The sequence below is a fragment of the Nitratidesulfovibrio sp. SRB-5 genome (genome assembly GCF_019931275.1).
In the GTDB taxonomy this organism is placed as follows: domain Bacteria; phylum Desulfobacterota; class Desulfovibrionia; order Desulfovibrionales; family Desulfovibrionaceae; genus Cupidesulfovibrio.
Map to the genome: position 1 here is coordinate 1,257,823 of NZ_JAIOTY010000002.1, position 23,713 is coordinate 1,281,535.

At 66.2% G+C, this 23,713-nt stretch carries 19 protein-coding genes; 17 read left to right on the forward strand and 2 right to left on the reverse strand.

Features of this window, described 5'->3' with window-relative positions; translation table 11 throughout:
* Positions 1–773 precede the first annotated feature (773 nt).
* Complete coding sequence (locus K6142_RS12600) at positions 774–1,619, reverse strand: purine-nucleoside phosphorylase (RefSeq protein WP_190244964.1); 846 nt, start codon at positions 1,617–1,619, stop codon at positions 774–776.
* A gap of 138 nt (positions 1,620–1,757) precedes the next feature.
* Between K6142_RS12600 and K6142_RS12605 the strand changes: the two genes are divergently transcribed.
* From K6142_RS12605 to K6142_RS12670, 14 genes are all read left to right on the forward strand, one after another.
* Entirely contained in the window at positions 1,758–2,513 is a 756-nt protein-coding gene (locus K6142_RS12605; protein ID WP_190244963.1) for a motility protein A, read from the forward strand.
* The gene (locus tag K6142_RS12610) at positions 2,503–3,237 is read left to right on the forward strand and encodes a flagellar motor protein MotB (RefSeq protein WP_012611967.1); all 735 of its coding nucleotides are present in this window, start codon (positions 2,503–2,505) and stop codon (positions 3,235–3,237) included. Before K6142_RS12605 ends, K6142_RS12610 begins: the two co-directional genes overlap by 11 nt.
* A 115-nt stretch (positions 3,238–3,352) precedes the next feature.
* Positions 3,353–3,883 (forward strand): PilZ domain-containing protein, encoded by a 531-nt coding sequence (locus K6142_RS12615; RefSeq protein ID WP_190244962.1) that lies wholly within the window; start codon positions 3,353–3,355, stop codon positions 3,881–3,883.
* Between the two features lie 107 nt (positions 3,884–3,990).
* A complete protein-coding gene (locus K6142_RS12620; protein ID WP_190244961.1) occupies positions 3,991–5,409 on the forward strand; it encodes a biotin carboxylase N-terminal domain-containing protein in 1,419 nt (472 codons plus the stop codon).
* Positions 5,410–5,652: 243 nt separating this feature from the next.
* Positions 5,653–7,917, forward strand: coding sequence for an acetyl-CoA carboxylase carboxyl transferase subunit alpha/beta (locus tag K6142_RS12625; protein ID WP_190244960.1), 2,265 nt, complete (start codon positions 5,653–5,655; stop codon positions 7,915–7,917).
* A 30-nt stretch (positions 7,918–7,947) separates the two neighbouring features.
* Entirely contained in the window at positions 7,948–8,598 is a 651-nt protein-coding gene (locus K6142_RS12630) for a biotin attachment protein (protein WP_190244959.1), read from the forward strand.
* 3 nt (positions 8,599–8,601) lie between these two features.
* Positions 8,602–8,976: a hypothetical protein gene (locus K6142_RS12635; RefSeq protein WP_190244958.1), complete on the forward strand. Its 375-nt coding sequence runs from the start codon at positions 8,602–8,604 to the stop codon at positions 8,974–8,976.
* A gap of 323 nt (positions 8,977–9,299) precedes the next feature.
* Positions 9,300–9,851, forward strand: coding sequence for a single-stranded DNA-binding protein (locus tag K6142_RS12640; protein ID WP_190244957.1), 552 nt, complete (start codon positions 9,300–9,302; stop codon positions 9,849–9,851).
* Positions 9,852–10,273: 422 nt separating this feature from the next.
* Positions 10,274–11,236, forward strand: coding sequence for a sugar-binding transcriptional regulator (locus tag K6142_RS12645; protein WP_012611960.1), 963 nt, complete (start codon positions 10,274–10,276; stop codon positions 11,234–11,236).
* Positions 11,233–12,861 (forward strand): glycerol-3-phosphate dehydrogenase/oxidase, encoded by a 1,629-nt coding sequence (locus tag K6142_RS12650; RefSeq protein WP_190244956.1) that lies wholly within the window; start codon positions 11,233–11,235, stop codon positions 12,859–12,861. Before K6142_RS12645 ends, K6142_RS12650 begins: the two co-directional genes overlap by 4 nt.
* 383 nt (positions 12,862–13,244) lie before the next feature.
* A complete protein-coding gene (locus tag K6142_RS12655; RefSeq protein WP_012611958.1) occupies positions 13,245–14,003 on the forward strand; it encodes an MIP/aquaporin family protein in 759 nt (252 codons plus the stop codon).
* A 156-nt stretch (positions 14,004–14,159) separates the two neighbouring features.
* Positions 14,160–15,653, forward strand: coding sequence for a glycerol kinase GlpK (gene glpK / locus K6142_RS12660; protein WP_190244955.1), 1,494 nt, complete (start codon positions 14,160–14,162; stop codon positions 15,651–15,653).
* A 288-nt stretch (positions 15,654–15,941) separates the two neighbouring features.
* Positions 15,942–17,423: an Eco57I restriction-modification methylase domain-containing protein gene (locus K6142_RS12665; RefSeq protein WP_190244954.1), complete on the forward strand. Its 1,482-nt coding sequence runs from the start codon at positions 15,942–15,944 to the stop codon at positions 17,421–17,423.
* Positions 17,413–18,375: a BsuBI/PstI family type II restriction endonuclease gene (locus tag K6142_RS12670; protein WP_190244953.1), complete on the forward strand. Its 963-nt coding sequence runs from the start codon at positions 17,413–17,415 to the stop codon at positions 18,373–18,375. The genes K6142_RS12665 and K6142_RS12670 overlap by 11 nt, the downstream gene beginning before the upstream one ends.
* 306 nt (positions 18,376–18,681) lie before the next feature.
* On the opposite strand, the gene K6142_RS12675 is transcribed toward K6142_RS12670, so the two are convergent.
* Complete coding sequence (locus tag K6142_RS12675; RefSeq protein WP_190244952.1) at positions 18,682–19,476, reverse strand: AraC family transcriptional regulator; 795 nt, start codon at positions 19,474–19,476, stop codon at positions 18,682–18,684.
* 298 nt (positions 19,477–19,774) lie between these two features.
* On the opposite strand from K6142_RS12675, the gene K6142_RS12680 reads away from it, so the two are divergent.
* The 3 genes from K6142_RS12680 (at position 19,775) to K6142_RS12690 (ending at position 23,384) form a co-directional block, all read left to right on the forward strand.
* Positions 19,775–20,848 (forward strand): bile acid:sodium symporter family protein, encoded by a 1,074-nt coding sequence (locus tag K6142_RS12680; protein WP_190244951.1) that lies wholly within the window; start codon positions 19,775–19,777, stop codon positions 20,846–20,848.
* Positions 20,849–21,115: 267 nt separating this feature from the next.
* Complete coding sequence (locus K6142_RS12685; RefSeq protein WP_223380868.1) at positions 21,116–22,201, forward strand: AraC family transcriptional regulator; 1,086 nt, start codon at positions 21,116–21,118, stop codon at positions 22,199–22,201.
* A gap of 190 nt (positions 22,202–22,391) precedes the next feature.
* Positions 22,392–23,384 carry a DMT family transporter gene (locus tag K6142_RS12690; RefSeq protein ID WP_223290341.1) on the forward strand — a complete coding sequence of 331 codons (993 nt, stop codon included), beginning with the start codon at positions 22,392–22,394 and terminating at the stop codon, positions 23,382–23,384.
* Positions 23,385–23,713: the final 329 nt, after the last annotated feature.

Here is a 23,713-nt window from a genome sequence, read left to right on the forward strand (position 1 = left end):
GAAGACGCGTTCCCGCATGCGGCGGGGAGGCGGGGCGGGGCGACAACGCGGTGCCCATGCGGCGGGCCCGGCGAGGGACAATGCCGGCCACGGCGTGTCGCGGACGGCATGCATACACCTACGCGGGCCGGGTGGCAAGCGTGTGTCGGGGGATCGGAATGATAAAGAAAAGCTGCGGCGAGGGGGGGCGGGACGTGACGCTGGAACGGTGGCGTAGGCGGTGAGGCGGCGATTCAGGGGGGAGACTCCCCGACCTTCTCATTACGCGAGAGGCCGTCTCCGGTTGGCATCAGGCATGGCTGTTTGCGGGGCAGCTGCCGTATTTTTTTTTGATTGCAGCAACACGTGCGAGCTACATCGTTTTGTTACGTCTGAACAACCCACGCGGATTGCGCCCGCCGCCGGAGATCGCCGCCGGAGGCCTTGCGAAGGGCGGAAGCTCCGGCGTAGCGGGTGCACCGCGAACCGACCGACGGTAAAGGCAGAACTCGGACCCTAGCCTGAACGACGAGAGCCGCGTGCGCATACGCATTGCGCCGGACAGATCACCCGAAGGCGCTTGCGCCGCAGGGAAGCTGTCCGGTGAAAATGCGGTGCAGGATACGCTGGGGGTCCAGGGGAGGCGAAGCCCCCCTGGAGCGCGGGGGTTGGCAGGGGGCCGCCGCTATGCGGCCCCTTGCCCCACGCCGGAGGCGACCCAAACTATGAATCAGTACAGCCTGTCATGAATGGCTAAACACCCGTATCACGACCACCAGCAAAGCGCACTCCCCTTACACCCTCTCCACCACAGCGGCCACCAGCCGGGTCAACTTGTCCCCGGCCTCCCCCGCAACGCGAATGACCTCTTCCAGCGGGGCTTCCTGCATGCAGTCGGGCAGGTTCTTGTTGGTCAGGCACGAAATGCCCAGCACCCGCAGCCCCATGTGGCGCGCGGCAATCACTTCCAGCACCGTGGACATGCCCACGGCGTCTGCGCCCATCTGGCGGTACATGCGGGTTTCCGCCGGGGTTTCCATCTGCGGGCCGGGCACGCCCACGTACACGCCGCGCTCCAGGCGCACGCCAAGGCGCGCCGCTTCTTCCATGGCGATGCGGCCCAGCGTGGCGTCATAGGGGGCGCTCATGTCGGGAAAGCGCGGCCCCCAGGCGTCGTGGTTGGGGCCGGTCAGGGGGCTGCGCCCGGTGAAATTGATGTGGTCGGTGATCAGCATCAGGTCGCCCGCGTCCCAGCGAGGGTTCAGCGCGCCCGCAGCGTTGGTGATGACCAGCATCTCCACGCCCAGGGCAGCCATGACCCGCACGCCCATGCACACGTCTTCCGGGGCGTAGCCCTCGTACAGGTGGCAGCGGCCCTGTTGCAGCACCACCTCTACCGTGCCGATGCGCCCGAACAGAAACCGTCCCTCGTGCGAGGCGACCGTGGATTGCGGAAAGCCCGGCACCCGCGAATAGGGCAGGGGGCGGGCGTCGGCCAGGGCATCGGCCAGGCCGCCCAGGCCGGTGCCGCACACCACGCCCACGCGGGGGCGGGGCGCGGGCCCGGTCTGTCCGGAGATTCCGGACAGGGCGGAAGTGATAACGGATGTCGCATTCTGGACATTTTCCGGGTTTTGCATAAGATCACCGACATTATTGATTGTGCGTGAACGGTGGGGGGGCCACCAGACCGGTCGTTCCGGTCCGCACTGCCCGCGCCCATGGGGGGGAACTGCGGGGCGAAGCACGGCGAACAGGCAGGATATTAGGCCGAACCTATGGATATAGCAACTTTTTTCGGGGTGCTCACGGGCTTCGGCCTGGTCATCAGCGCCATTCTCATGGGGCCGGAGCCGGGGAAATTCTTCGATATCCCCAGCGTGATGATCGTCTTCGGGGGCACCGCCGCATCCATCCTGGTCACCTTTCCGCTGGAGGAGGTGATGCAGGCGGTGCGGGGCGGCTGCAAGGCCTTTGGCACCAAGCGGGTGCAGGCGCAGGACGTGGTGAACACCATGGTCCGCATCGCCGAGATCAGCCGCCGCGAAGGGCTCATCGCCCTCGAGAACGTGCAGACCGAAAACGCCCTGATCAAGAAGGCCTGCCAACTCATTGCCGACAATGCCGACCCCGGCCTGATCCGCGGCACCGTGGCCATCGAGATTGCCTCCATGAAGCGGCGGCACAACGTGTCCATCGGCGTGTTCAACCGGCTGGCGGGGTATTCCCCGGCCTACGGCATGATCGGCACGCTCATCGGCCTCGTGCAGATGCTGGCCACGCTCAACGATCCCTCGTCCATCGGCCCGGCCATGGCCGTGGCCATCATCACCACCTTCTACGGGGCGCTGCTGTCCAACCTGCTGTTTCTGCCCATTGCCGGCAAACTGAAGGCGCGCAGCATGCAGGAGGAATTGCACCTGCTGGTCATCTTCGAGGGTGCGAAATGCATTCTTGAAAACAACAACCCCAGGCTGGTGTACGAGAAGCTTTCCTCGTTCCTGCCCCCCAAGGAGCGCAAGGATGGCAGATGACGACGACCTGGACATGGAATCCGAAGCCGACGAGCCGCCTCAGGAATGGCTGGCCACCCTTGCCGACGTTTCCATGCTGCTGCTGTGCTTCTTCATCCTGCTCTTTGCCCTGTCCACCATCGATAAGACCAAGATAACCGAAACGTTCGATTCGGTGCGCACGGTGTTCGGCGGCAAGGACAAGGAACTCTCCACGTCTGCCGTGCGCAGCGACGAATCCAGCGCGCTGCTGGAATCGGTGCGGCTGCAACGCCAGATCATCGAGGCCCAGCGCAACACCTATTCGGAAATGCGCACCTACCTCAACAAGACGGGGGTAGAGGGCATCATCGGTGCCGTGTTCGACGAAGGCGTCATAACCCTGCGTATTCCGGCGGAAGTCATGTTCGCCCCCGGCGAGACGGATTTGAGTCCCCAGGCCGAACGTTACCTGAAACCTCTGGCCGACCTGTTCGTGCGCAAGAAGGACCAGTCCATAAATATCCGGGGGTTTACGGATGACTCGCAACCTGGTCAAAACTCAAGATTCCGGGATAATTGGGAACTTTCTTCATTGCGCGCGGTGAGCGTATTACGCTATTTCCTGAAAGCGGGTATCGACTCCAAGCGGTTGACAGCCACCGGGCTTGGTGAGTTAGACCCCCTCTTCCCGAATACCACGGAAGAAAACCGGGCGCGCAACCGGCGCGTGGAATTCATGCTGGAACGCCGGGTGACAAAGTGACGTCGGCTGGCCAAGTGACGTCGGCTGGCCAAGTGACTCCGGACGTCCATGTGGCGCCGGACGGCCACGTGATGCGGGGGGGCCTGCACACAACCGGGGGGTGCCGGGGATGGCGATGACGACGCACGACGAATTCGACGATTTCAATTTCACGCTGCCCTCGGACGTAGAGGGCGAACGCCGGGCCTACCGCACGTCGGTGCCCGGCCTTGAAGCAAGCGTGGCGGGGAAGGACGGCACATTCCCCGTGGAAAACGTGAGCGCGGTGGGCATTGCCTTGCACGCCCCCGGCCACGCCTTTGCGGAAGGGGAGAACCTGCGGGTGGACCTGCTGATCATGGGCAGGTCCTACATCACCGAACTGCCCGCCAAGGTGGCGCGGTTGGGTGAAGGCGGCCTTGTCGGGTGCGAATTCGCCTCGCCGGACTTCTGGCAGGAAGCGCGCCTGGACAAGCTGGTGCTCGAGGTTCAGAAGCGGATGATCGCCCGGCGCAAGGCGGAATCCGAAAAACGTGATGCGCAGGCCGCAGGGCAGCGCCGCGAGGGCGGGGCTGCTTCCGACGCGTCTTCCGACGCGCCCGCAGGCGCGGGAGGCTCCACCGGGTTCACGGTGGACAGCGCCGCCGGGACGGGACTGGACGTCTGACGGCCCTGCGCGGGCATGAGGGTGCCCGTGCAGAGCCAGCGACGGTCCGTCGTCGCGGTGGCGTCGTGCGGCCCATGAAAATGTAACAACCATATCGAGGGACATTGGTGCAGACGAAAGACCATAAGGTGCTGGTGGCGAACAGAGGGGAAATCGCCATTCGCATCGTTCAGGCCTGCCGCAAGCTGGGCCTGGCTTTCACGTGCGTGTACACGGCGGAGGACGCCGCGTCGGGCCATGTGCGCATTGCCCGCGAACTGGGCGGCGACAAGAGCCTCTGCCGCGTCTCCTCCTATCATGATGCCAACGAACTCATGGCCGTAGCAGACGATGCGGGCGCCACCGCCGTGCATCCGGGCTACGGCTTTTTCGCCGAAGACTACCGCTTTGCCCGCCGCGTTTCCCAGCGTGACCGCAAGCTCATCTTCATCGGCCCTTCGTGGCGGGTAATCCGCGAACTGGGCGACAAGATCAATACCAAGCGCCTTGCGCGCAGCCTGGGCGTGCCCACCGTGCCCGGTTCCGACCGGCCCATCTACGACGAGATGGAAGCGGAAAAGGTGGCCCAGAGCCTGTTCGAATTCCAGGAACAGCAGGGCATCCGCAAGCCGCTGGTGCTGGTCAAGGCATCGGCGGGCGGCGGCGGCATGGGCATCGAAGAGGTGTACGACATCGACCTCTTCCGCTCCGTGTACCGGCGCATCCGCAACTATGCCCTGCGCCAGTTCAAGGACGAGGGCGTGCTCATCGAGCAGCGCATCCGCGACTTCAACCACCTGGAAGTGCAGGTGGTGTCCGACCGCAGCGGGCGCAACCCCGTGCATTTCGGCACCCGCAACTGCTCCATCCAGTCCACCGGCCTGCAGAAGCGCATCGAGATCGCTCCCGGTTTCGATCCTTCGTCCATCGAATACGGTTTCGACGCCGCCCAGGTGCTGCGCGACATCACCCAGCACTCGCTGACCATGGCCCGCAAGGTGGGCTACGACAACGTGGGTACCTGGGAATGGATCGTCACCCGCGACGGCCGTCCCTTCCTGATGGAAGTGAACACCCGCATCCAGGTGGAGAACGGCGTGTCGGCCACCATCGCCCGCGTGCGCGGGCAGAAGGGCGTGGACCTCATCGCCGAGCAGATCCGCATCGGCCTTGGCGAGCCGCTGGGCTACGGGCAGGAGGACGTCACCTTCGAAGGCGTGGGCATCGAATACCGCCTCATCGCCGAAGACCCGGACAACCGCTTCACCCCGTGGGTGGGCCGCGTGGACGGCTTCGGCTGGCCCGAGCGCCCCTGGCTGGCCATGCACACCCACGTGCCCAGCGACGACCCCTACGACATTCCCACCGAATTCGACCCCAACCTGGCGCTGGCCATCATCTGGGGCAAGGATCTTGCGGAAGCCAGGGAACGCGGCGTCGAATTCCTCGACACGCTGGTGCTGGAAGGCGCCAACAACGCGGGCGAGCCGCTGCGTTCCAACGTCCGGTTCCTGCGGGACAACACCGGGCGCATCCTCAAGTTCTAGGGGCTGCCCTTCCGTGGGCCTTTCGCCCGTCGGCATCGTGCCAACGACCGAAAGTCCCGCTTTGGAAACAGCCCCCAAGGCACGTTCTGCACGGTCAGTTCTGCCGGATGCACCCCCGGCCATCGCCGTCCGCCACCCACACCGGCGGACATGCGGCAGCCTTCGTCCGCCACGGCACCGGCGCACGGATGTCCGCCGCCAAGCATGCTACCCGAACCCGCCGGAACTGCGGGGAAGCGACATATGGATACCGAAAAGAGAACGCAGCACCTGGCCGAACGTCTGGGCTACATCCGCGACGTGTTCGGCGGAAAGCACAACGAGAACATCGCGCTCCTCGATTCCAAGTTGCAGGAATTCAACCTGCGGCTGTCCGAGGGCTCCATCAGCGACGAGAACGCCGCGCTGACCACCCTTGAAGACCTGTTCGACTTCGTGGAGCGCAAGCTGGAAGCCGAACTGACGCCCATGGACAAGGTGCGCATCGTGCGGCACCCGCAGCGCATCTGCCTGCGCGACATCCTGGAAAACGTCTACGACAACTACACCGAAATCGGCGGCAAGGACGAACACTCCATCGATCCTTCCATGCTCATCGCCCGCGCCTACATCACCCGGCGCAGCGGCAAGAGGACCATCAACCAGCCGGTTCTGGTCATCGGGCAGGAAAAGGGCCACGGAGAGGAATTCCGCAACGGCGGTTCGGTGAAGCCGTGGGGCAACGCCAAGGCCCTTCAGTACATGAAGGTTGCCGAAACCGAAGGCATTCCCATCCACACCTACGTCTTCACGCCCGGTTCCTACCCGGTGGAGGACTACCCCGGCGCGGCCCAGCAGATTGCCCGCAACCTGTACGAAATGGCGGGCCTGCGCGTGCCGGTCATTGCCGTGTTCTCGGAAGGCGGCTCCGGCGGGGCAGAGGCCATCGGCCTTTCCGACCGGCGCCTGATGCTTTCGCACGGGTACTATTCGGTCATCTCGCCCGAAGGGGCGGCGGCCATCGAAGGCCGCCTGCGCCACGGGCAGCGCGCCGCGCCCGAGCTGATCGAAAAGTGCGCCCAGCAGTTGCGCATCACGGCGGAAGACAACCTGCGCATGGGCTACATCGACCATGTGGTCACGGAACCGCCGCTCGGCGCGCGCCCGTACCATTACGACTTCTTCCGGGGCCTGCGGCAGGAGATCATCCGCGCCACGGACGAGGTGATCCTGGGCGTGAAGGGCTTTGCCCCGTTCCGGGCCATGGTGCTGCGTCGCCGCCGCGGCAAGGCCGAAACCATGGACCTCGACAACATGTACGTGCGCTGGAGCCTGTCGTCGTCCGCCAAGGACCGGCTGGTCAACCGTCGCCATCGCAAGTTCAACCGCCTGGCCCGCAACGCCGCGCGCGACAGGCGCCCCGTGCTGCGCAAGCTGTCCAACATGGGCTGGGACGCCTGGTGGGACATCTACTCCTACTTCAAGTACGACCTGCTGCGTAAGCACCAGCAGAAGATCGCCTACCTCATGGAAGAGGTGGAGGCCGAAGCACAGGTGCTCATGGAAAAGGTGGCCGCCCCGTGGCGCAAGATCACCTGCGCGCTGCCCGGCGGCGCGTGCCAGAGCAGCGAGCAGACCGAGCGCGAACTGACCACCCTGTCCGACTGGGACGAGGAAGGCCAGCGCAGCGGCAACTGGAGCTATGTCAGCCCCCGCGCCAAGGAAGACCGCGCCATCACCTGCCCCAACGCGGGCAGCCACGGCTGCCTCGACCTGTGGGCACCCGACCTGTTCGGCGAATTCGCCGGGGTGTGCACCTACTGCGGGCACCATTTTCCCATGGAATACCAGTGGTACCTGCACAACGTGTTCGATGAAGGCTCCATCTTCGAGTTCAACGCCGAGATCGAAGCGGGCAACCCGCTTGGTTTCGAAGGCTTCGACGTCAAGCTGGAGCAGGCCAAGAAGCAGACCGGCCTGAAGAGCGGCTGCGTCACCTTCGAGGCGCGCATCGACAACGTGAAGCTGGTGGTGGCCATGCTGGTTGCCCCGTTCCGGGGCGGCTCCGTGGGTGCGGCAGAGGGCGAAAAGTTCGTCCAGGCCGCCGAGCGCGCCAAGAAGAAGCGCTACCCCTTCCTGGCCTACGTGCACGGCACCGCGGGCATCCGCATCCAGGAAGGCACCAACGGCGTCATCCAGATGCCCCGCTGCACCATGGCCGTGCGCCGCTACATCGAGGCCGGTGGCCTGTACCTCGTGCTGTACGACACCAACTCGTACGCCGGGCCGCTGGCCAGCTTCCTCGGCTGCTCGCCCTACCAGTTCTCCATCCGTTCGGCCAACATCGGCTTCGCCGGGCCGGGCGTCATCAAGGAGACCACGGGCGTGGACATCCCGCCGGACTACCACCGGGCCTATCGCGCCCTGTCGCGCGGGCACATCCAGGGCATCTGGGACCGCCGCGACGCGCGCATGAACCTGAAGCAGGCCCTTCTGACCATGGGCGGCCGCAACCTCTACTACCGGTAGCCCGCGCCACGGCAAGGAACAGGTGAGACAGTGTTCGACATCACGCAATTGCTGGATGAGATAAAGGCGTCTCCCTACGAGGAGATCGTCGTCACCGCGCCGCATACCGGCGTGGTCACGTTCGCCGACGTGCGCGAAGGCACCCGGGTCATCGGGCCTTCCGGCACGTGGAAGGAAAAGAAGGGCACGCTGCTCGCCACCATCGAGCGCGAGCGCAACCAGAAGCCCATCCACGCCGTGGAAAAGGGCGAGGTCAAGGAAGTGCTGCGGCACCTGGAAGGCGCCTTCGTCGAGGCGGGCACCCCCCTCGTGCGGCTGCGCCACTTCCTGTCCAAGGACGAGGTGCTGGCCATCATCCTCAAGAAGGCCCTGCACCTCTTTGTCGCGCCGGAACGCGCCAAGTACTACTTCGCGCCCGACGTGGACAAGAAGGTCAAGGCCTCCGGCGCCAGCTCCGTCTCGCTGCACGAGGGCATGGACCTGTTCATCATGTCGCGCATGAAGCGCGAGGCCTCGCTGGCCTATTCCGGCCCCAGCGGCGTCATCTACGCCGTGTACTTCCAGCACAACGAAAACGTGGATGCGGGCCAGCCCCTCATCGGCGTGTGCCCGCCGGACCAGCTGTCGCTCATCGAGGACGTGGTTGCCCGCGTGCAGACCGAGTGGGAAGAACGGGAGTAAGCCATGGGCAAGGTGTTGCAGGTGCGCGTGTGGGCTTCCACCTACCGCGACGAGGACGTGGAAAAGGCCTGGCCGCTGCTGGTGGCCCTTGTCTGGCCCGAACCCTTTGTCCGGCCCGTGGCCGGACAGATGCTGGGCCCCGCAGACCGGCGCGGCGTGCTGGAACTGGTGCAGGCCCTTGACGACGGGCTGCGCTTTGCCGGGTGGGATGCCCCCGTGCGCGATGCCCTGGCCGACCGCGTGCCCGCCATCGTGGCCCTGCGCGACAAGCTGGACGCCGCCCTTGCCGAATGGGACGCCCGCACCGCCAACCGCATCACCGATGAACTGGAAGAAGCCCTGGACCAGGCCGAAAAGGCGCTGGTGAAGGCGAAGTAGAGATAGGGCCGCCACCTTTTGAAGAGGAAAGGCGGAAGAGATAACGGGGGAAGGGGAGGACACTTTGAAAAGTGTCCTCCCCTTCCCCCGACCCCTTCCCCTCCCACAAACTTTTTGGTTGGGGGTAGGGGACAGGCAGGGGAGAGTCGCAAGCATTCAGGCTGGTGTGCGGCCCCGCTCGGGCAGGGCAGATGATGACCAAGGCCCGCCTTCGCCGCGCATCACGGTTGCGACAAAATGCATCCCACGGTATCACCCCATAGGGATGGCGAACGCCGTCCCACCCCCACGCATACAAAGCAGACCATCGCAAGGAAATACGCATGCTCAACAAGGTCATGATCATAGGACGTCTCGGCCGCGACCCCGAACTGCGCTACGCCCAGAACGGCACCCCCATCGCCAACCTGCGCATCGCCACCGACGAATCGTACACCGACCGCGACGGCAACAAGGTCGACCGCGTGGAGTGGCACACCGTGGTGGTTTTTCAGCGCGCGGCGGAAAACTGCGCCAACTACCTCGGCAAGGGCAGCCTTGTCTTTGTCGAAGGCAGCCTGCAAACCCGCAAGTGGCAGGACCAGAACGGCCAGGACCGCTACTCCACCGAAATCAAGGCCCAGCGCGTCCAGTTCCTTGACCGGCGCGGCGAAGGCGCGGGCGCCCAGCCCGCCGAAGGCGGCGGCGCTCCCCGCCGGTCCTACCAGCAGCCCTCGGGTGGGCAGGGCGGCGGTCAGGGTGGTCAAGGTGGTCAGGGCGGGCAGGGCGGCCAGCGCCGTCAGGCCCCGCAGGGCGATCCCTACGGCGGCATGGACGACGACCTCGGACCGGCCTTCCCTTCCGAAGCCAGCGGCATGGACGACGTGCCGTTCTAGGCGCGACGGTATCTGGCCCGCAGCATCGAGTTTCCGGGGTCGCCTTGCGGCGGCCCCTTCGCATTTCCTTCCCCGGCGGCTCCCTGGAGCCTCCGGGATTTTTTGTGGTTTCGCGCCAACGTCGTGGAAGCATTCGAAAACAAGAGTGGGTGCACTTGCGGGGCGTTGGCGTGGTGTGTGTTACCATTTGGAAAAGCATGAGATTTTATCTCTTGCTTCAAAAAAATACTGTGCGTCGTTCCAAGATTTTTGTTGCCATGCCGCAGAAAGGTGACATATGTACGTTCTGTGAACAAAAGTGCCGGGCAGGCCGCGCGCCATGACGCAAGCCGGTGTTTCGCACCGCTTGCGGGCCAGCAACAGGGAACGCGCGCATGGTTTGCGGTACCACCTTCCGTCGCCGTGCGCGGCAGGAGACGCAGATGATGCACGACCCCATGGAACGCGCGCTGCTCAGCCGTATTGCGTGGGCCTATTACGTCGAGGGCATGACCCAGTCCGACGTGGCCGACTGGCTGGGCATCAGCCGGGTACGCGTCAACAGGCTGCTTCAGGTCTGCCGCGACGAAGGCTACGTGCAGATTCTGGTCAACGCCGACCGGGCCGTCTGCTACGAGCACGAGCGCCGCATGGAGGCCACCTTCGGCCTGCGCCGCGCCGTGGTCATACCCACTCCACCTTCGCAGAAATCGCTCAACCGCAATCTTGGCCACGCCGCCGCCCAGTACCTTTCCGGGGTGCTGCGCGACGGTTCGTCGCTGGGCCTCGGTTGGGGCACCACCGTTGCCGCCGCCGCCACCGCCGTGCCGCGCAAGCCCGCGCAGGGGCTTACCGTGGTTTCGCTGTACGGCGGCCTGCCCTACAGCGTGGTGATCAATCCGTATGAAATCGTGGCAACGTTCGCGCGGCGCCTGTGCGCCTCGCAGACCTACTACATTGCCGCGCCCATGTTCGCCCCCAGCCCGGAATCGTGCCGCCTGCTGAAGTCGCAGGAGCTGTTCCGCTCCGTGTACGCGCGGGCGGTGCGGGTGGACGTGGCGCTCATCGGCATTGGCCAGCTTGCCACCGACGCCACCAACGTGGTGCTCGGCGCCATAACCCAGGATGACGTGCGCTCGTTGCAGCGCACCACGGCCGTCGGCGAGGTGTTCGGCACCTTCGTCGACGCTTCGGGCGTGCCCGTCGAACACCCCATGAACGCCTGCTTCATGGGGCCAAGCCTCGACGAGGTGCGCTCCATACCGATGACCATCGCCGCCGCCGGCGGCGAGAACAAGACTGCGATCATAAGGGCGGCGCTTACCGGCGGCTTCGTCAACGTGCTGGTCACGGACGAAAGCACTGCGGTGCGCCTGCTCGATCGGGAACATGGAGGAGATGCATGAACAGGTCAGGGTTGCTGGAACGACTGAAGTCCGGTCGCGAATTCGATCTACTGGTGATCGGCGGCGGGGCTACCGGTTGCGGCGTGGCCGTGGATGCGGCAACGCGCGGGCTGGACGTCGCGCTGGTCGATCGGGCCGATTTCGCGCAGGGCACCAGCAGCCGCAGCACCAAACTGGTGCACGGCGGGGTGCGCTACCTGGAAAAGGCGGTGCTGCAATGCGACCGCGAACAGTTCGGCCTGGTGCGTGAAGGCCTGCGCGAACGCGGCTTTCTGCTGGCCAACGCCCCCCATCTGGCCCATGCGGTGCGCCTGCTGACGCCCGTGCCCACCTGGAAGGACGCGGGTTACATGTTTGCCGGGCTTACCCTGTACGACCTGCTGGCCGGGCGCCTTGGCCTCGGCCACAGCAAGTTCGTGGGCAAGCGGGCGGCGGAACGCATGTTCCCCACCCTGCGCATGGGTGACTACAAGGCCGCCGTCACTTACTGGGACGGCCAGTTCAACGATGCGCGCATGGCCGTGGCCCTGGCCCGCACCGCCAACGCCCACGGTGCCACCTGCTGCAACCACGTGGAAGTCACCCACCTGATCAAGGAAGGCGGGCGGCTGCGCGGCGCGGAACTGCGCGACATGCTGACCGGCGAAACGTGGACCCTGCGCGCCAGGGGCATCATCAACGCCACCGGCCCCATGGCCGACACCGTGCGTCGCATGGACGACCCCGGCGCGGATGAAATCCTCAAGGTCAGCTCGGGCATCCACATCGTGCTTGAGGCGGGCTTCACCCCGCCGGACCTTTCGCTGATGATTCCCAAGACCGAAGACGGTCGCGTGCTGTTCATGATTCCGTGGCAGAACCACGTGGTCTTCGGCACCACCGACGAGCACGCCAACCCCGAGCACGACCCCGTGCCCGACGTGGCCGACATCGACTACCTGCTGCGTTACGCCAGCAAGTACCTGTCGCGCCCCGTCACGCGCGGCGACGTGCGCGCGGTGTGGAGCGGGCTGCGGCCGCTGGTGTTCGCGCCCGGCAAGGGCAGTACCCAGGAACTGGCCCGCACCCACGTCATCGAGGTTTCGCCCGCCGGGCTGCTGACCATCGCGGGCGGCAAGTGGACCAGCTACCGCATGATGGCCCAGGACACCGTGGACCGCGCCGACGTGGCCTTCGGCCTGAACCTGACGCGCCCCTGCGTGACCCGCCATCTGAAGGTTGTCGGCGCGCGCGGGTTCATCCCCGGCGGGTACACCGAAATCGCGCGCGAATACGGCGTGCCGGTGGAACTGGCCAAGGCGCTGCACGGTACCTACGGCGACGAGACGGGGCAGGTGCTGACCATCGCCCGCGACGAGAACCTGGGCGACCGCGTGCACCCCGACCACACGCACATCATGGCAGAGGTTGCCTTCATCGTGCGCAACGAAATGGCCATGCGCCTGGTGGACGTGCTGGTGCGCCGCCTGCCCATGGGCCTGCTGGACGTGGAGCACACGCTTCAGGCCGCGCCGGGCGTTGCCCGGATCATGGCCGCCGAACTCGGCTGGGATGCAGCCCGGACCGACGCGGAACTGCAATACCTCGAAACGTATCTTTCGGGGTGGCGCGCGCCCAGGGATTAAGGTTTGCCACGCGGGGCGGGAGAAGGGATGAACCCTGCCCGCCCCGCGCTTCGGTTGATGCGTGCGGCGCACGGGTCGCCACGGGACAGTCACCGTGCCATGCCAGGCGGAATTTCCGGGCGGTTGTCCGGAACATGGCACGAGGGGCCCGCCCCGCCGCGCAAGCGGGATTTGAACCGTCAACGGATTCACCGGGTTGGTGCAGACCCGGCGTGTCGCAAGGAGGGACGCAACTCCCAGGCCCCCAACTCGCCCGACATCCTCGACATCGGACTTCACGGATGGACGAGGCGGGATGCGCACCCGCAAGGGTGCCGATCACCGCGCGGAGAACGCAGGGTGCTCCGCGCATCCAAGAGAGGGTGTACCATCAGGAGGATTCTATGAAGGAACTTTCGCTGGGACGGGAAATGGTGTCCGAATTCATGGGTACCATGGTCCTTATCATCTTCGGTGCTGGCAACGTGGCCATGACCGTGCTTTTCGGCAAGGGCCTGAACATTACCTGGGACAACATCACCTTCGGCTGGGGTCTCGCCGTGCTGCTGGGCATCATGGCCGGCCTGCCCTCGGGCGCGCACATCAACCCCGCCGTCACCGTGGCGCTGGCGGCCACCGGTCGCTTCCCCTGGAAAAAGGTGCTGCCGTACTCCGCCGCGCAGGTGGCGGGCGGCTTTGCCGGGGCGGCCATCGTGTTCATCGACTTCCACGCCAAGTGGGTCGGCGTCGATCCGCAACTGGCCAGCACCGCAGGCATCTTCTGCACCTTCCCGGCCATCACCACCTCCTACCTGCCGGGCTTCATCGACCAGATCATCGGCACCGCGGCGCTGATGTTCGGCATCCTCGCCATCGGCGACTTCGCGAGCAAGAACAACATCGGCTGGATCGGCGGCATCCTGGTGGCGCTGCTGGTGGTGGCCATCGGCATGAGCCTTGGCGCCATGCACGGGTACGCCATCAACCCCGCGCGCGATTTCGGTCCGCGCTTCTTCGCCCTGGTGGCGGGCTTCACCCAGCCCAACCTGATGGAACCCGGCATCGTGCTGGTGCCCATCGTCGGCCCGCTCATCGGCGGCCCGCTTGGCGCGTTCATCTACGATTGGACCACGGGCGCAGTGCACAAGGCCCAGTCTGCCTGATGGTGGTGCAAGCCGTCTTTTTTGCGCATGCCAGACAGTTGCCTTGCAGGCGGACAAAAAAACCGGTTTGCATTCGTTGAAAGTGTTCCCGGCGGGCGGCCGGGACGCATTCCCGCCGCCCGTGCCGCAATCCCCCAACCCAGGGAGTAGCACGACATGACCAAGTACGTTCTCGCACTTGACCAGGGCACCACCAGTTCTCGCGCCATCCTCTTCTCGCGCGAAGGCGACATCATCCAGATTTCCCAGAAGGAATTCACCCAGATCTACCCGCAGCCGGGCTGGGTGGAACATAACGCCAACGAGATATTCGACACCGAATCGTGGGTCATGCGCGACTGCCTGAAGCAGGCGGGCATTGATGGTTCTCAGGTGGTGGCCGCGGGCATCACCAACCAGCGCGAAACCACGGTGGTCTGGGACAAGGCCAGCGGCGCGCCGGTGTACAACGCCATCGTGTGGCAGGACCGCCGCACGGCGGGCTTCTGCGACGAACTGAAGGCGCGCGGCCTGGCCGACACCTTCCGCCAGAAGACCGGCCTTGTGCTTGACGCCTACTTCTCCGGCACCAAGGTGCGCTGGATCCTTGAAAACGTGCCCGGCGCCCGCGCCAAGGCCGAAAAGGGCGAACTGCTGTTCGGCACCATCGACACCTGGCTCATCTGGAACCTGACCAAGGGCAAGGTGCACGCCACCGACGAATCCAACGCCAGCCGCACCCTGCTGTTCAACATCAACACCGGCCAGTGGGACGACGAACTGCTGGGCATCCTGGGCGTGCCGCGCTCCATGCTGCCCACGGTGACCCGCTCGTCCGAAGTGGTGGGCGACATCCATCCGGAGTTCCTGGGCAAGGCCATTCCCATTGCCGGCAACGCGGGCGACCAGCAGGCCGCCACCTACGGCAACGCCTGCCTGAAGCCGGGCATGGCCAAGAACACCTACGGCACCGGCTGCTTCATGCTCATGAACACCGGCAAGGAAGTGCACGCCAGCAAGAACAACCTGCTGACCACCATGGCCTGGGCCACGCCTTCGGGGCGCTACTTCGCCCTTGAAGGCAGCGTATTCATCGCCGGTGCGGTGGTGCAGTGGCTGCGCGACGGCCTTGGCATCATCAAGGACGCCCCCGAGGTGGAACAGCTGGCCCTGAGCGTGCCGGACAACGGCGGCGTGTACCTGGTGCCCGCCTTTGCTGGCCTTGGCGCGCCCCATTGGGACCAGTACGCGCGCGGTACCATGGTGGGCATCACCCGCGGCTCCACCAAGGCCCACATCGCGCGCGCCGCGCTGGAATCCATCGCCCTGCAAACCCTGGACATCATGGATTGCATGCAGAAGGACGCGGGCATCAAGCTGGCGGCCCTGCGCGCCGACGGCGGCGCCACCCGCAACAACCTGCTGATGCAGTTCCAGGCCGACGTGCTGGGCGTGCCGGTGGAACGTCCCAAGGTGACGGAAACCACGGCGCTTGGCGCGGCGTACCTTGCCGGTCTGGCCGTGGGCTTCTGGAAGAGCGAAGAGGAAATCGAGGCCATGTGGCAGCTTGACCGCCGCTTTGAACCCAACATGTCCGCTGAAACCCGCGAAAAGCTGGTGTACGACTGGCAGCGGGCGGTTGAGCGGGCCAAGGCCTGGGCGCAGGACTAGGTGCAACACTCGGTCTGTTCGTTGCCCGGCTGCACATAGCCGGAAAAAAATGAACAGACGGTCATCTCACAACACATCCGATACAGGGCGGCGGGACAACCTGCCGCCCTGTCCTGTTTGCAGAAAACCCGAACTGTGCGCGGGGCGGGATGGGGCGTCCCGTCGTGCGGGTTCTTGCGTCGCGTCCAGCCGACTGTTAGCAAAAGCCCTGAATCCATCCTGCTGCTTGTCGTTGTCCGGGGCGGTTTTTCTTTTGGTCTCAACGTGGGCTTTTTCCAAGGGAAACGAATGTTGCCTGTTCTTGAGTGCGCCGACGGCGTGCGCCGTGCGCTGTCGCCCCGCATCGCCCCGGCGCGAAAATCTGCCCTGGGGCAGTTCATGACGCCCCAGAGCGTGGCCCGTTTCATGGCCTCGCTGTTTCCTGCCGCTGGTGGGGGCTGCCGTCTGCTTGATGCTGGGGCCGGGGTGGGGGCGTTGTCATGCGCTTTTCTGGACCGCTGGGTAGCGGGCGGGTTTGACTTTACCTCCGTGGCCGTCACGGCCTACGAGATTGACGCCACGCTGCGCTACCACCTTGCCCAGCACCTTGGGGCCTATGCCGCGCGCGGCGTTACCGCCGAAGTGCTCGCCGCCGACTTCATCGCCCAGGCCTCCGCCAAATGCCAGAACGGGGCGGGGGCCTTCACGCATGCCATCCTCAATCCGCCGTACAAGAAGATCAACAGCAACTCCCCGCACCGTCAGGCACTACGCCGTGTCGGTGTGGAGACGGTCAACCAGTACTCTGCGTTCGTTGCCCTGTCGTTGGAGTTGATGGCCCCCGGCGGGCACTTGGTGGCCATTCTGCCCCGCAGCTTCTGCAACGGCCCCTACTACCGGCCATTCCGCGAATTTCTGCTGTCGCGCGCGGCGCTGAAGCGCATGCACCTGTTCGAGTCGCGCAACCGGGCTTTCAAGGACGACGAGGTGCTGCAGGAGAACATCATCATCCTGCTGGAACGGGCCGGGGAGCAGGGGGATGTCGTGGTGTCCACTTCGACGGACGCCAGCTTCGCAGACCTTGTTGAACACGCGTACCCCTTTGCGGAGATCGTGCAGTCCGGCGACCCGGAGCGTTTCATACATGTGCCCACGGCCCCTGGCCCCAGTGCGCTGGAAGAGATGGGCGCGATCCGGTTCTCGCTGAAGGATCTGGGCATCGGCGTTTCAACAGGCCCCGTGGTCGATTTCCGCCTTGCGGCACATCTGCGCGAAAAGCCAGGCGAGGGCACGGTGCCGCTGCTTTACCCCGTGCATTTCAGGGAAGGCCGCCTGGAATGGCCGAAAGAAGGCAGCAAGAAGCCCAACGCCATTCTGCGCAACGGCGAGACGGAAAAGTGGCTGTACCCCAACGGGTTCTACTGCGTGGTCCGCCGCTTTTCGTCCAAGGAAGAGCGGCGGCGCATCATGGCCAGCGTGGTCAGGCCCGATGCGTTTCCCGGTGCGGAAGTGCTGGGTCTTGAAAACCACCTGAACGTGTACCACGAGGATAAGCGGGGCCTGCCGCCGGAGCTTGCCCACGGGCTTGCGGTCTACCTGAATTCCACGGCGGTTGATGAAAATTTTCGCCGGTCAAGCGGGCACACGCAGGTGAACGCCACAGACCTGAAGCGCATGCAATACCCCAGCCGGGCCGCGCTGTCGGCGCTGGGCACGTGGGCGATGGGGCGCGGCGAACTGACGCAGGAAATGATCGACACGCAACTGGAGGCGTTGACCCATGCCGAGTAAAGAAGAGCACCTGGCCGCAGCCGGTCGGATACTGATCGACCTCGGCTTTCCCCGTGCTCAACAGAACGAACGCTCCGCGCTGTGCCTGTTGGCTCTTCTGAACCTTACCCCGGCCAAAGGCTGGGCTGATGCGGAAAGCCCGCTCATGGGCATTACGCCGATCATGGATTGGGCGCGGACTTACTATGACAGGGACTACGCCCCCAATACCCGCGAGACGTTCCGCCGTCAGACCATGCACCAGTTTGTGGAAGCCGGGCTTGCGCTTTACAACCCGGATAACCCCGCCCGCCCTGTGAACAGCCCCCATGCTGTCTATCAGATATCCCCCGAGGCGCTGAGTCTGCTTCAAGCCCACGGAACGAGCGCGTGGGGCGAGGCGCTGAATGCGTATCTGGCGACCCATGGGACGTTGGCGGCGAAGTATGCCAAGGAGCGTGACCAAGCGCTGATTCCGCTGAAGATTGCCGAGGGGCAGGAGATTGCGTTGAGCCCAGGTGACCATAGCGCATTGATCCGCGACATCGTGGAGCAGTTCGCGCCGCGCTTCGCACCCGGCAGTGAACTGGTCTACGCCGGAGACACCGGCGATAAGTGGGGGTATTTCAATCAGGAGTTGCTGGAACGGCTGGGCGTTGCCGTGGATTCGCACGGCAAGATGCCCGACGTGGTGTTGTACTATGGCAAGAAGGGGTGGCTTCTGCTGGTAGAGGCCGTCACGAGCCACGGCCCCGTGGATGGTAAGCGCCATGCCGAGTTGGCGGCGCTGTTTAAAGACGCCGACGCAGGCTTGGTGTACGTGACGGCGTTCCCTGACCGAGCAACAATGGGGCGGTATCTTGGTGAGATAGCGTGGGAGACGGAGGTATGGGTTGCCGATGCCCCGTCCCATCTTATCCATTTTAACGGTGAAAGATTCCTCGGGCCGTATGAAGGCGCGGAGGAAGGGTAGCTTGGCCGGGGTGGTGCCAAGGTTTCGCGCGCATTGTGCTTGTGACGACCGGCATGGTGCCGGACTGCGCTGAGGCGCGTTGGCCTGAACAGGCTTGGCAGGAGAAGGGCAGTACGTGAAGCGGCCCGCATCTCGTGAGGAGTGCGGGCCGGTTTGCGAGCAAGCGCAAGGCCGTCGGGAAAGGGCAACTGCTCCCGACAGGTTCGCGTAGTCAGGATGGAGCGGGGAGGGACCTGCGGGACAAGGGACCTGCGAGACAGGAGACCTGCGAGACAGGGGACATGTGAGAAAAGAGGGCGGGCGCGACTATTCCCGCGCCGCAGGGCTGAAGAATTCCCCCGGTGTACGTCCCATCAACTGGCGAAAGGCGGCGATGAAGGCAGAGGTGGAGTCATAGCCCATCTCCAGCGCCACGGCGGTAACCCCGTGCCCGCGCTCCAGTTCCGGCAGGGCGGCCAGCATGCGCGCCCGCTGGCGCCATTCGCGCAGCGAAAGTCCCGTTTCGGCCCGGAACAACCTGGTCAGGGTGCGGTCGCTCATGCCCGCCCGCGCGGCCAGGCGCGGCAGCGAATGGTCTTCGCCGGGGGCGTCCAGCATGGCCTCGCACAGGGCGGCCAGCCGGGCATCGGCGGGTAGCGGCAACGACAGCCCGGCCTCCTGCAGGGCCACCAGTTCATCCAGCAGCACCCCCACCAGCCGCCCTTGCGCGCCGTGCTCGTCATAATCCCTGGGCAGTTGCGTGAAGGCCAGAACCAGTTCGCGGGCCAGCGGCGTCACCTCCACCACCCGGCAACGGGTGGGCGCGGTGCCCCACAGCGGGGCCAGCGCGGCTGGGTCGATGTACAGGCTGCGCTGCTGGGCAGGCCCGCTGGTCATCACCTCGTGCGGCAGTCCTGCCGGTATCCAGATGGCCCGCTGCGGCGGGGCCATGTGGCTGCCCTGGCGGGCGCGTATTTCCAGCACCCCGCGCACGGCGTAGCTGAACTGCACCCAGTCGTGGCTGTGCGGATGCGTCCATGATCCGGCGGACAGCGATTCCGCCCTGGCGAACACGGGGCGGGGCAAGGCGGCAATGTCCGGTATGGCGCGGGGGATGGTCATGCGGTGGTCCTCCGTCGGTACCGGTCGGTTGGGTCGGTTCCCGGTCGGCCTGGAGTCTGTCTGGTGATGGTTTGAGGCCAGTGCGCGTCCGGACTGTCGACACTAGGGCAGTCGGCCAGTCGGGCAGTCGGCAGTCCATGCGGACAGGCATAGTCGGTACGGGAATACCACGGTTTGGCGTATTCTCGATATATCTTGTCTCCATGTCGTTAGCAGGAAGGCGCGCGGGTGGCTAGATGTCTGGTGCGGGCGGCGCACTGGCCGCCCACCGACCCCCAGACTTCATGGAGAGACGACCATGTTTGCAAAGTACGCACGACGGATGGCCAAGGACTGGTTTCTGGCCGGCATGCTGGGCGCCGTGGCCCTGGCCACGCTGTTGCCCGGCCTGGGGGCCAGCGGCGGCACCCTGCATGCCGACATGCTGGGCAACGCGGGCATCTTCCTGATCTTCCTGTTCCACGGCGCGGGCATATCGCCCGAAAGCATGCGCCACGGCATGTCCCGCTGGAAGCTGCACAGCATGGTGCAGCTGACCACCTTCGTGGTGTTTCCGGTGCTGTGGTTCGGCTTCCGCTTTGCCTTCGACGACCTGGTCCCGGCGGACCTGATGCTGGGCTTCCTGTACCTGTGCGCGCTGCCGTCCACCATTTCCTCATCGGTGGCCATGACCGCCATCGCCCACGGCAACGTGCCGGGGGCCATCTTCAACGCCACCCTGTCCAGCCTGCTGGGCATCTTCCTGACGCCGGTCATCATCGCCCTTGCCGCCGGAACGCAGGGCGGGGCGCTGTCGCTTACCGACGCCATGATCAACATCGCCGGGCTGCTGTTCCTGCCCTTCGTGCTGGGCCAGTTGGCCCGCCCCTGGCTGGGCGCCTTCATCGCCCGTCACAAGAAGAAGGTGAACTCCTTCGACAAGGTGGCCATCCTGATCCTGGTGTACAACTCGTTCTGCGATTCTGTGCTGGGCGGCCTGTGGCGCGACCACGGCATGGATCTGCTGGCCCTGACCATCGGCGGTGCGGCCCTGTTCCTGCTGGTGGTGCTGGTGCTGAACACCGTGGTGGCGCGGGCGCTGGGCTTCGACAAGGCCGACGAGATCGCCGCCGTGTTCTGCGGTTCCAAGAAGACCCTGGCTTCCGGCGTGCCCATGGCCCGGCTGCTGTTCGGCGCGCATCCCGCGCTGGGGGTCATCGTGCTGCCCATCATGTTCTACCACCAGTTGCAGTTGTTCGTGTGCTCCATTCTGGCCGAACGCTACGCCCGCACCATGCAGCAACTGGAACGGGAGGGGCGCGACGCTGCGGCGGTGCAGGCGGAAGAGGGCGAGGCTGCTGCCCCCGCCGCAATGGAAGCCGTCAGCCGGTAGCAGAATACGTTCACGGACATTTGCCGGGGCCGTCTGGTTCCGGCACGGGGCGGGCTCGGGGAGAACCGCGCACAGCATCCTTGCGCGGCGTAGCCCGCCCCAACTTCACCGGCCTCGACAACCGGTGGCCATCGGCCCGTCGGTTACCCTGCCGCAACAGGCCGATGCTCCCTGCCTTCTCCCTCTGCCTCATCCCCTTGCAGTCCCTCCGCGTGCCCGCACGCGGAGGGACTTGCGTTTCCGCGCCGTCTGCCGCACAGCAGGAGTATGTGCGCCCGCCCCGCCATATCCGATGCCCCGCCCCGCACCCCGCAGGGCGATGCGGCCCCGAAGGAAGATGTATCCTGGATGGCCGCCTCGCGCCTGCCGGGGCTGGACCTGCTGCGCGCCCGCTACACGCGGCAGGTGTTCGCCCGGCACTTTCACGAGGGGTACGCGCTGGGCGTCATCAAGGGCGGGGCCTTGCGCTTCCGCTATCTGGGGCGCGACCACGTGGCCGTGCCCGGCGCGGTGAACCTGGTGGCCCCCGGAGAGACGCACGACGGACACGGCGTCGGCGATGCGGGCTGGGCCTATCGGATGTTCTACCTCGACCCGGACATCGTGCGCATGGCCGGTGAAGAGGCGGGCCTGCCGCACGGCGCGCTGCCCGATTTCGCCAGCGGCGTGCTGGACGACCCGGAACTGGCGGCGGCCATCGACGCCCTGCACCGCGACATGGAACGCGCCGGGCCGTGCATGCCCACGCTGGCGCAGGAGACGCGCCTTTCCGCCGTGCTCGCCCGCTGGATAACCCGCCACGCGGCCCAGCGCGCACCCGCCGCCCGTCCGCTGCGCACAGGGGGAGAACCGGCTGCGGTGCGCCGCGCCCGCGACTATCTGGACGCCCACTGTGCCGACGACGTGCGGCTGGCGGACCTGGCCGGGGTGGCCTGCCTCAGCCCGTTCCACCTTGCCCGCGCCTTTGCCGCCGCCGTGGGGCTGCCCCCGCACGCCTATCTGGTGCAGACGCGGGTGCGCCGGGCCCGGCAACTGCTGTCAGCGGGCGCCACCCCCGCCGAGGCGGCGGCAGCGGCGGGGTTTGCCGACCAGAGCCATCTTACCCGCGCCTTTCGGGCGCAGGTGGGCGTGACTCCGGCCAGATTCCGCAAGATGCTTCAAGACGCGCGCGGCACCTGGGCCGTAGCCTTTGTGGAAAACAGGATTTCCACGGAGGATTCCCATGACCACGCACGCACCGCGCCGGATGGCCGGGCAGGCGCAAACGTCTGCCGCCCGACTGGCGGAACTGGCGGAACTGGCGGCGATGGCGGAGATGGCGGAGATGGCGGAGGCAGTGCCACCCGCCGCTGAGTGCCCGACTGCGGACGCCGTCTCTTCCGGCGCCGTATCTTTGGGCGCCGCCTCGTCAGGCGCCGAATCGTCTGGCTTCCCCTTGTCTGGTGCCCCCCTGTCCGGTGTTCCCCAGTCTGGCTCTTCCCGGGCTGGTTCTCCCTTGCCCGGGACCGCGCCGCTTGCGACGCCCGAAGCCGTCGGGCCGGGCATGCCCCCGCATGCAGCGCCATCGGCCCCCACTCCCGCGGCCCCGCCCCGCGTCACCGTGCGCCTGCCGCAGCCCGCTGCCGGAACGCCACATGGTCCCGCATGGCGCGCGTATCTCGACCTTGCCGCCGCCATGGTCATCGTGGGGTCGTCGGTGGCGGCGGCGCGCTTCGTCTCGCTGACGCTGCCGTCCCACCTGGTGCAGGAACTGCGCTTTCTGGTGGCCGCATGCATCGCCGTGCCGCTGCTGTACCGGCGCGAAGGCGGCCTGCCGCGCCTGCCCGCGCGCGACTGGGGCGTGCTGTTCCTGCAGGCCGCCGCCGGAGCGCTGCTGTTCAATGTGCTGCTGCTGGCCGGGGTGGCCCGGCTGGATGCGGCGGCGGCGGGGGTGGTGACCAGCACCACCCCGGCGGTGATGGTCCTGGCCTCGCTGGTGCTGCTGCGCGAACGCCCCGGCCCGCGCACGCTGGCGGGCATAGCCTGTTGCGTGGCCGGGGTGCTGGTGTTGCGGCTTGCGCCCGTTCCGGGCGCTGCGGGCGGCGATGCCGCGCTTTCCCTTACGGCATCGGGTGTTGACGGCGTGGGCCTGTTGCTGGTGCTGGGCGCGGTATGCTGCGAAACCCTGTTCCTGCTGCTGGGGCGCACCTTGCGCACGCCCGTGTCGCCGCTGGCCGCATCCACGGTGTGCACCCTGTTCGGCGCGGTGCAGTTTCTGCCGCTGGCCCTGCCGCAGGCGCACCGCGTGGCCGAACTGGACGTCACCGGCTGGCTGCTGGTGGGCTACTACGGCGCGGTGATCACCGTGGCCGCGTACATTTTCTGGTTTCGGGGCGTGGCCCGCGTGAGCGCCGGGACGGCAGGGGCCTTCACCGCCGTGCTGCCGGTGAGCGCACTGGCCTTTTCCGCGCTGCTGCTGGGCGAACCGGTGGGCTGGGCACACCTGGCCGGGGTGGCCTGCGTGCTGTGCGGCATCTGGTGCGTGACGCGGCGTTGAGCCAGTGGAGGAGGGGGCGGCCCATGCGTCCCCATGCGCCGCTGATCCGCCTCATATCCTTTCCTGATCCGCCCCTGACGCCGTCCCCCCATGCGGCCCGATCCGCCTCCGATGCGGCCCCGATGCGGCCCCGACGCGGCCCCGATGCGGCCCCGATGCGGGCAGACGCAGTGCTGATGCGTTGTGCCGTGGCCAACGGCGAAGGATGCGGCCCGGCCCCGTCCATCCTTCGCCGCCGTCACCCGTGCCGCTCCGGCGTCGGCGTGCGCCGGTCTCTTGCGGAAAGATGGCGGCACGGCACGAAAATCCATTGCCGCTGGCGCCATCAC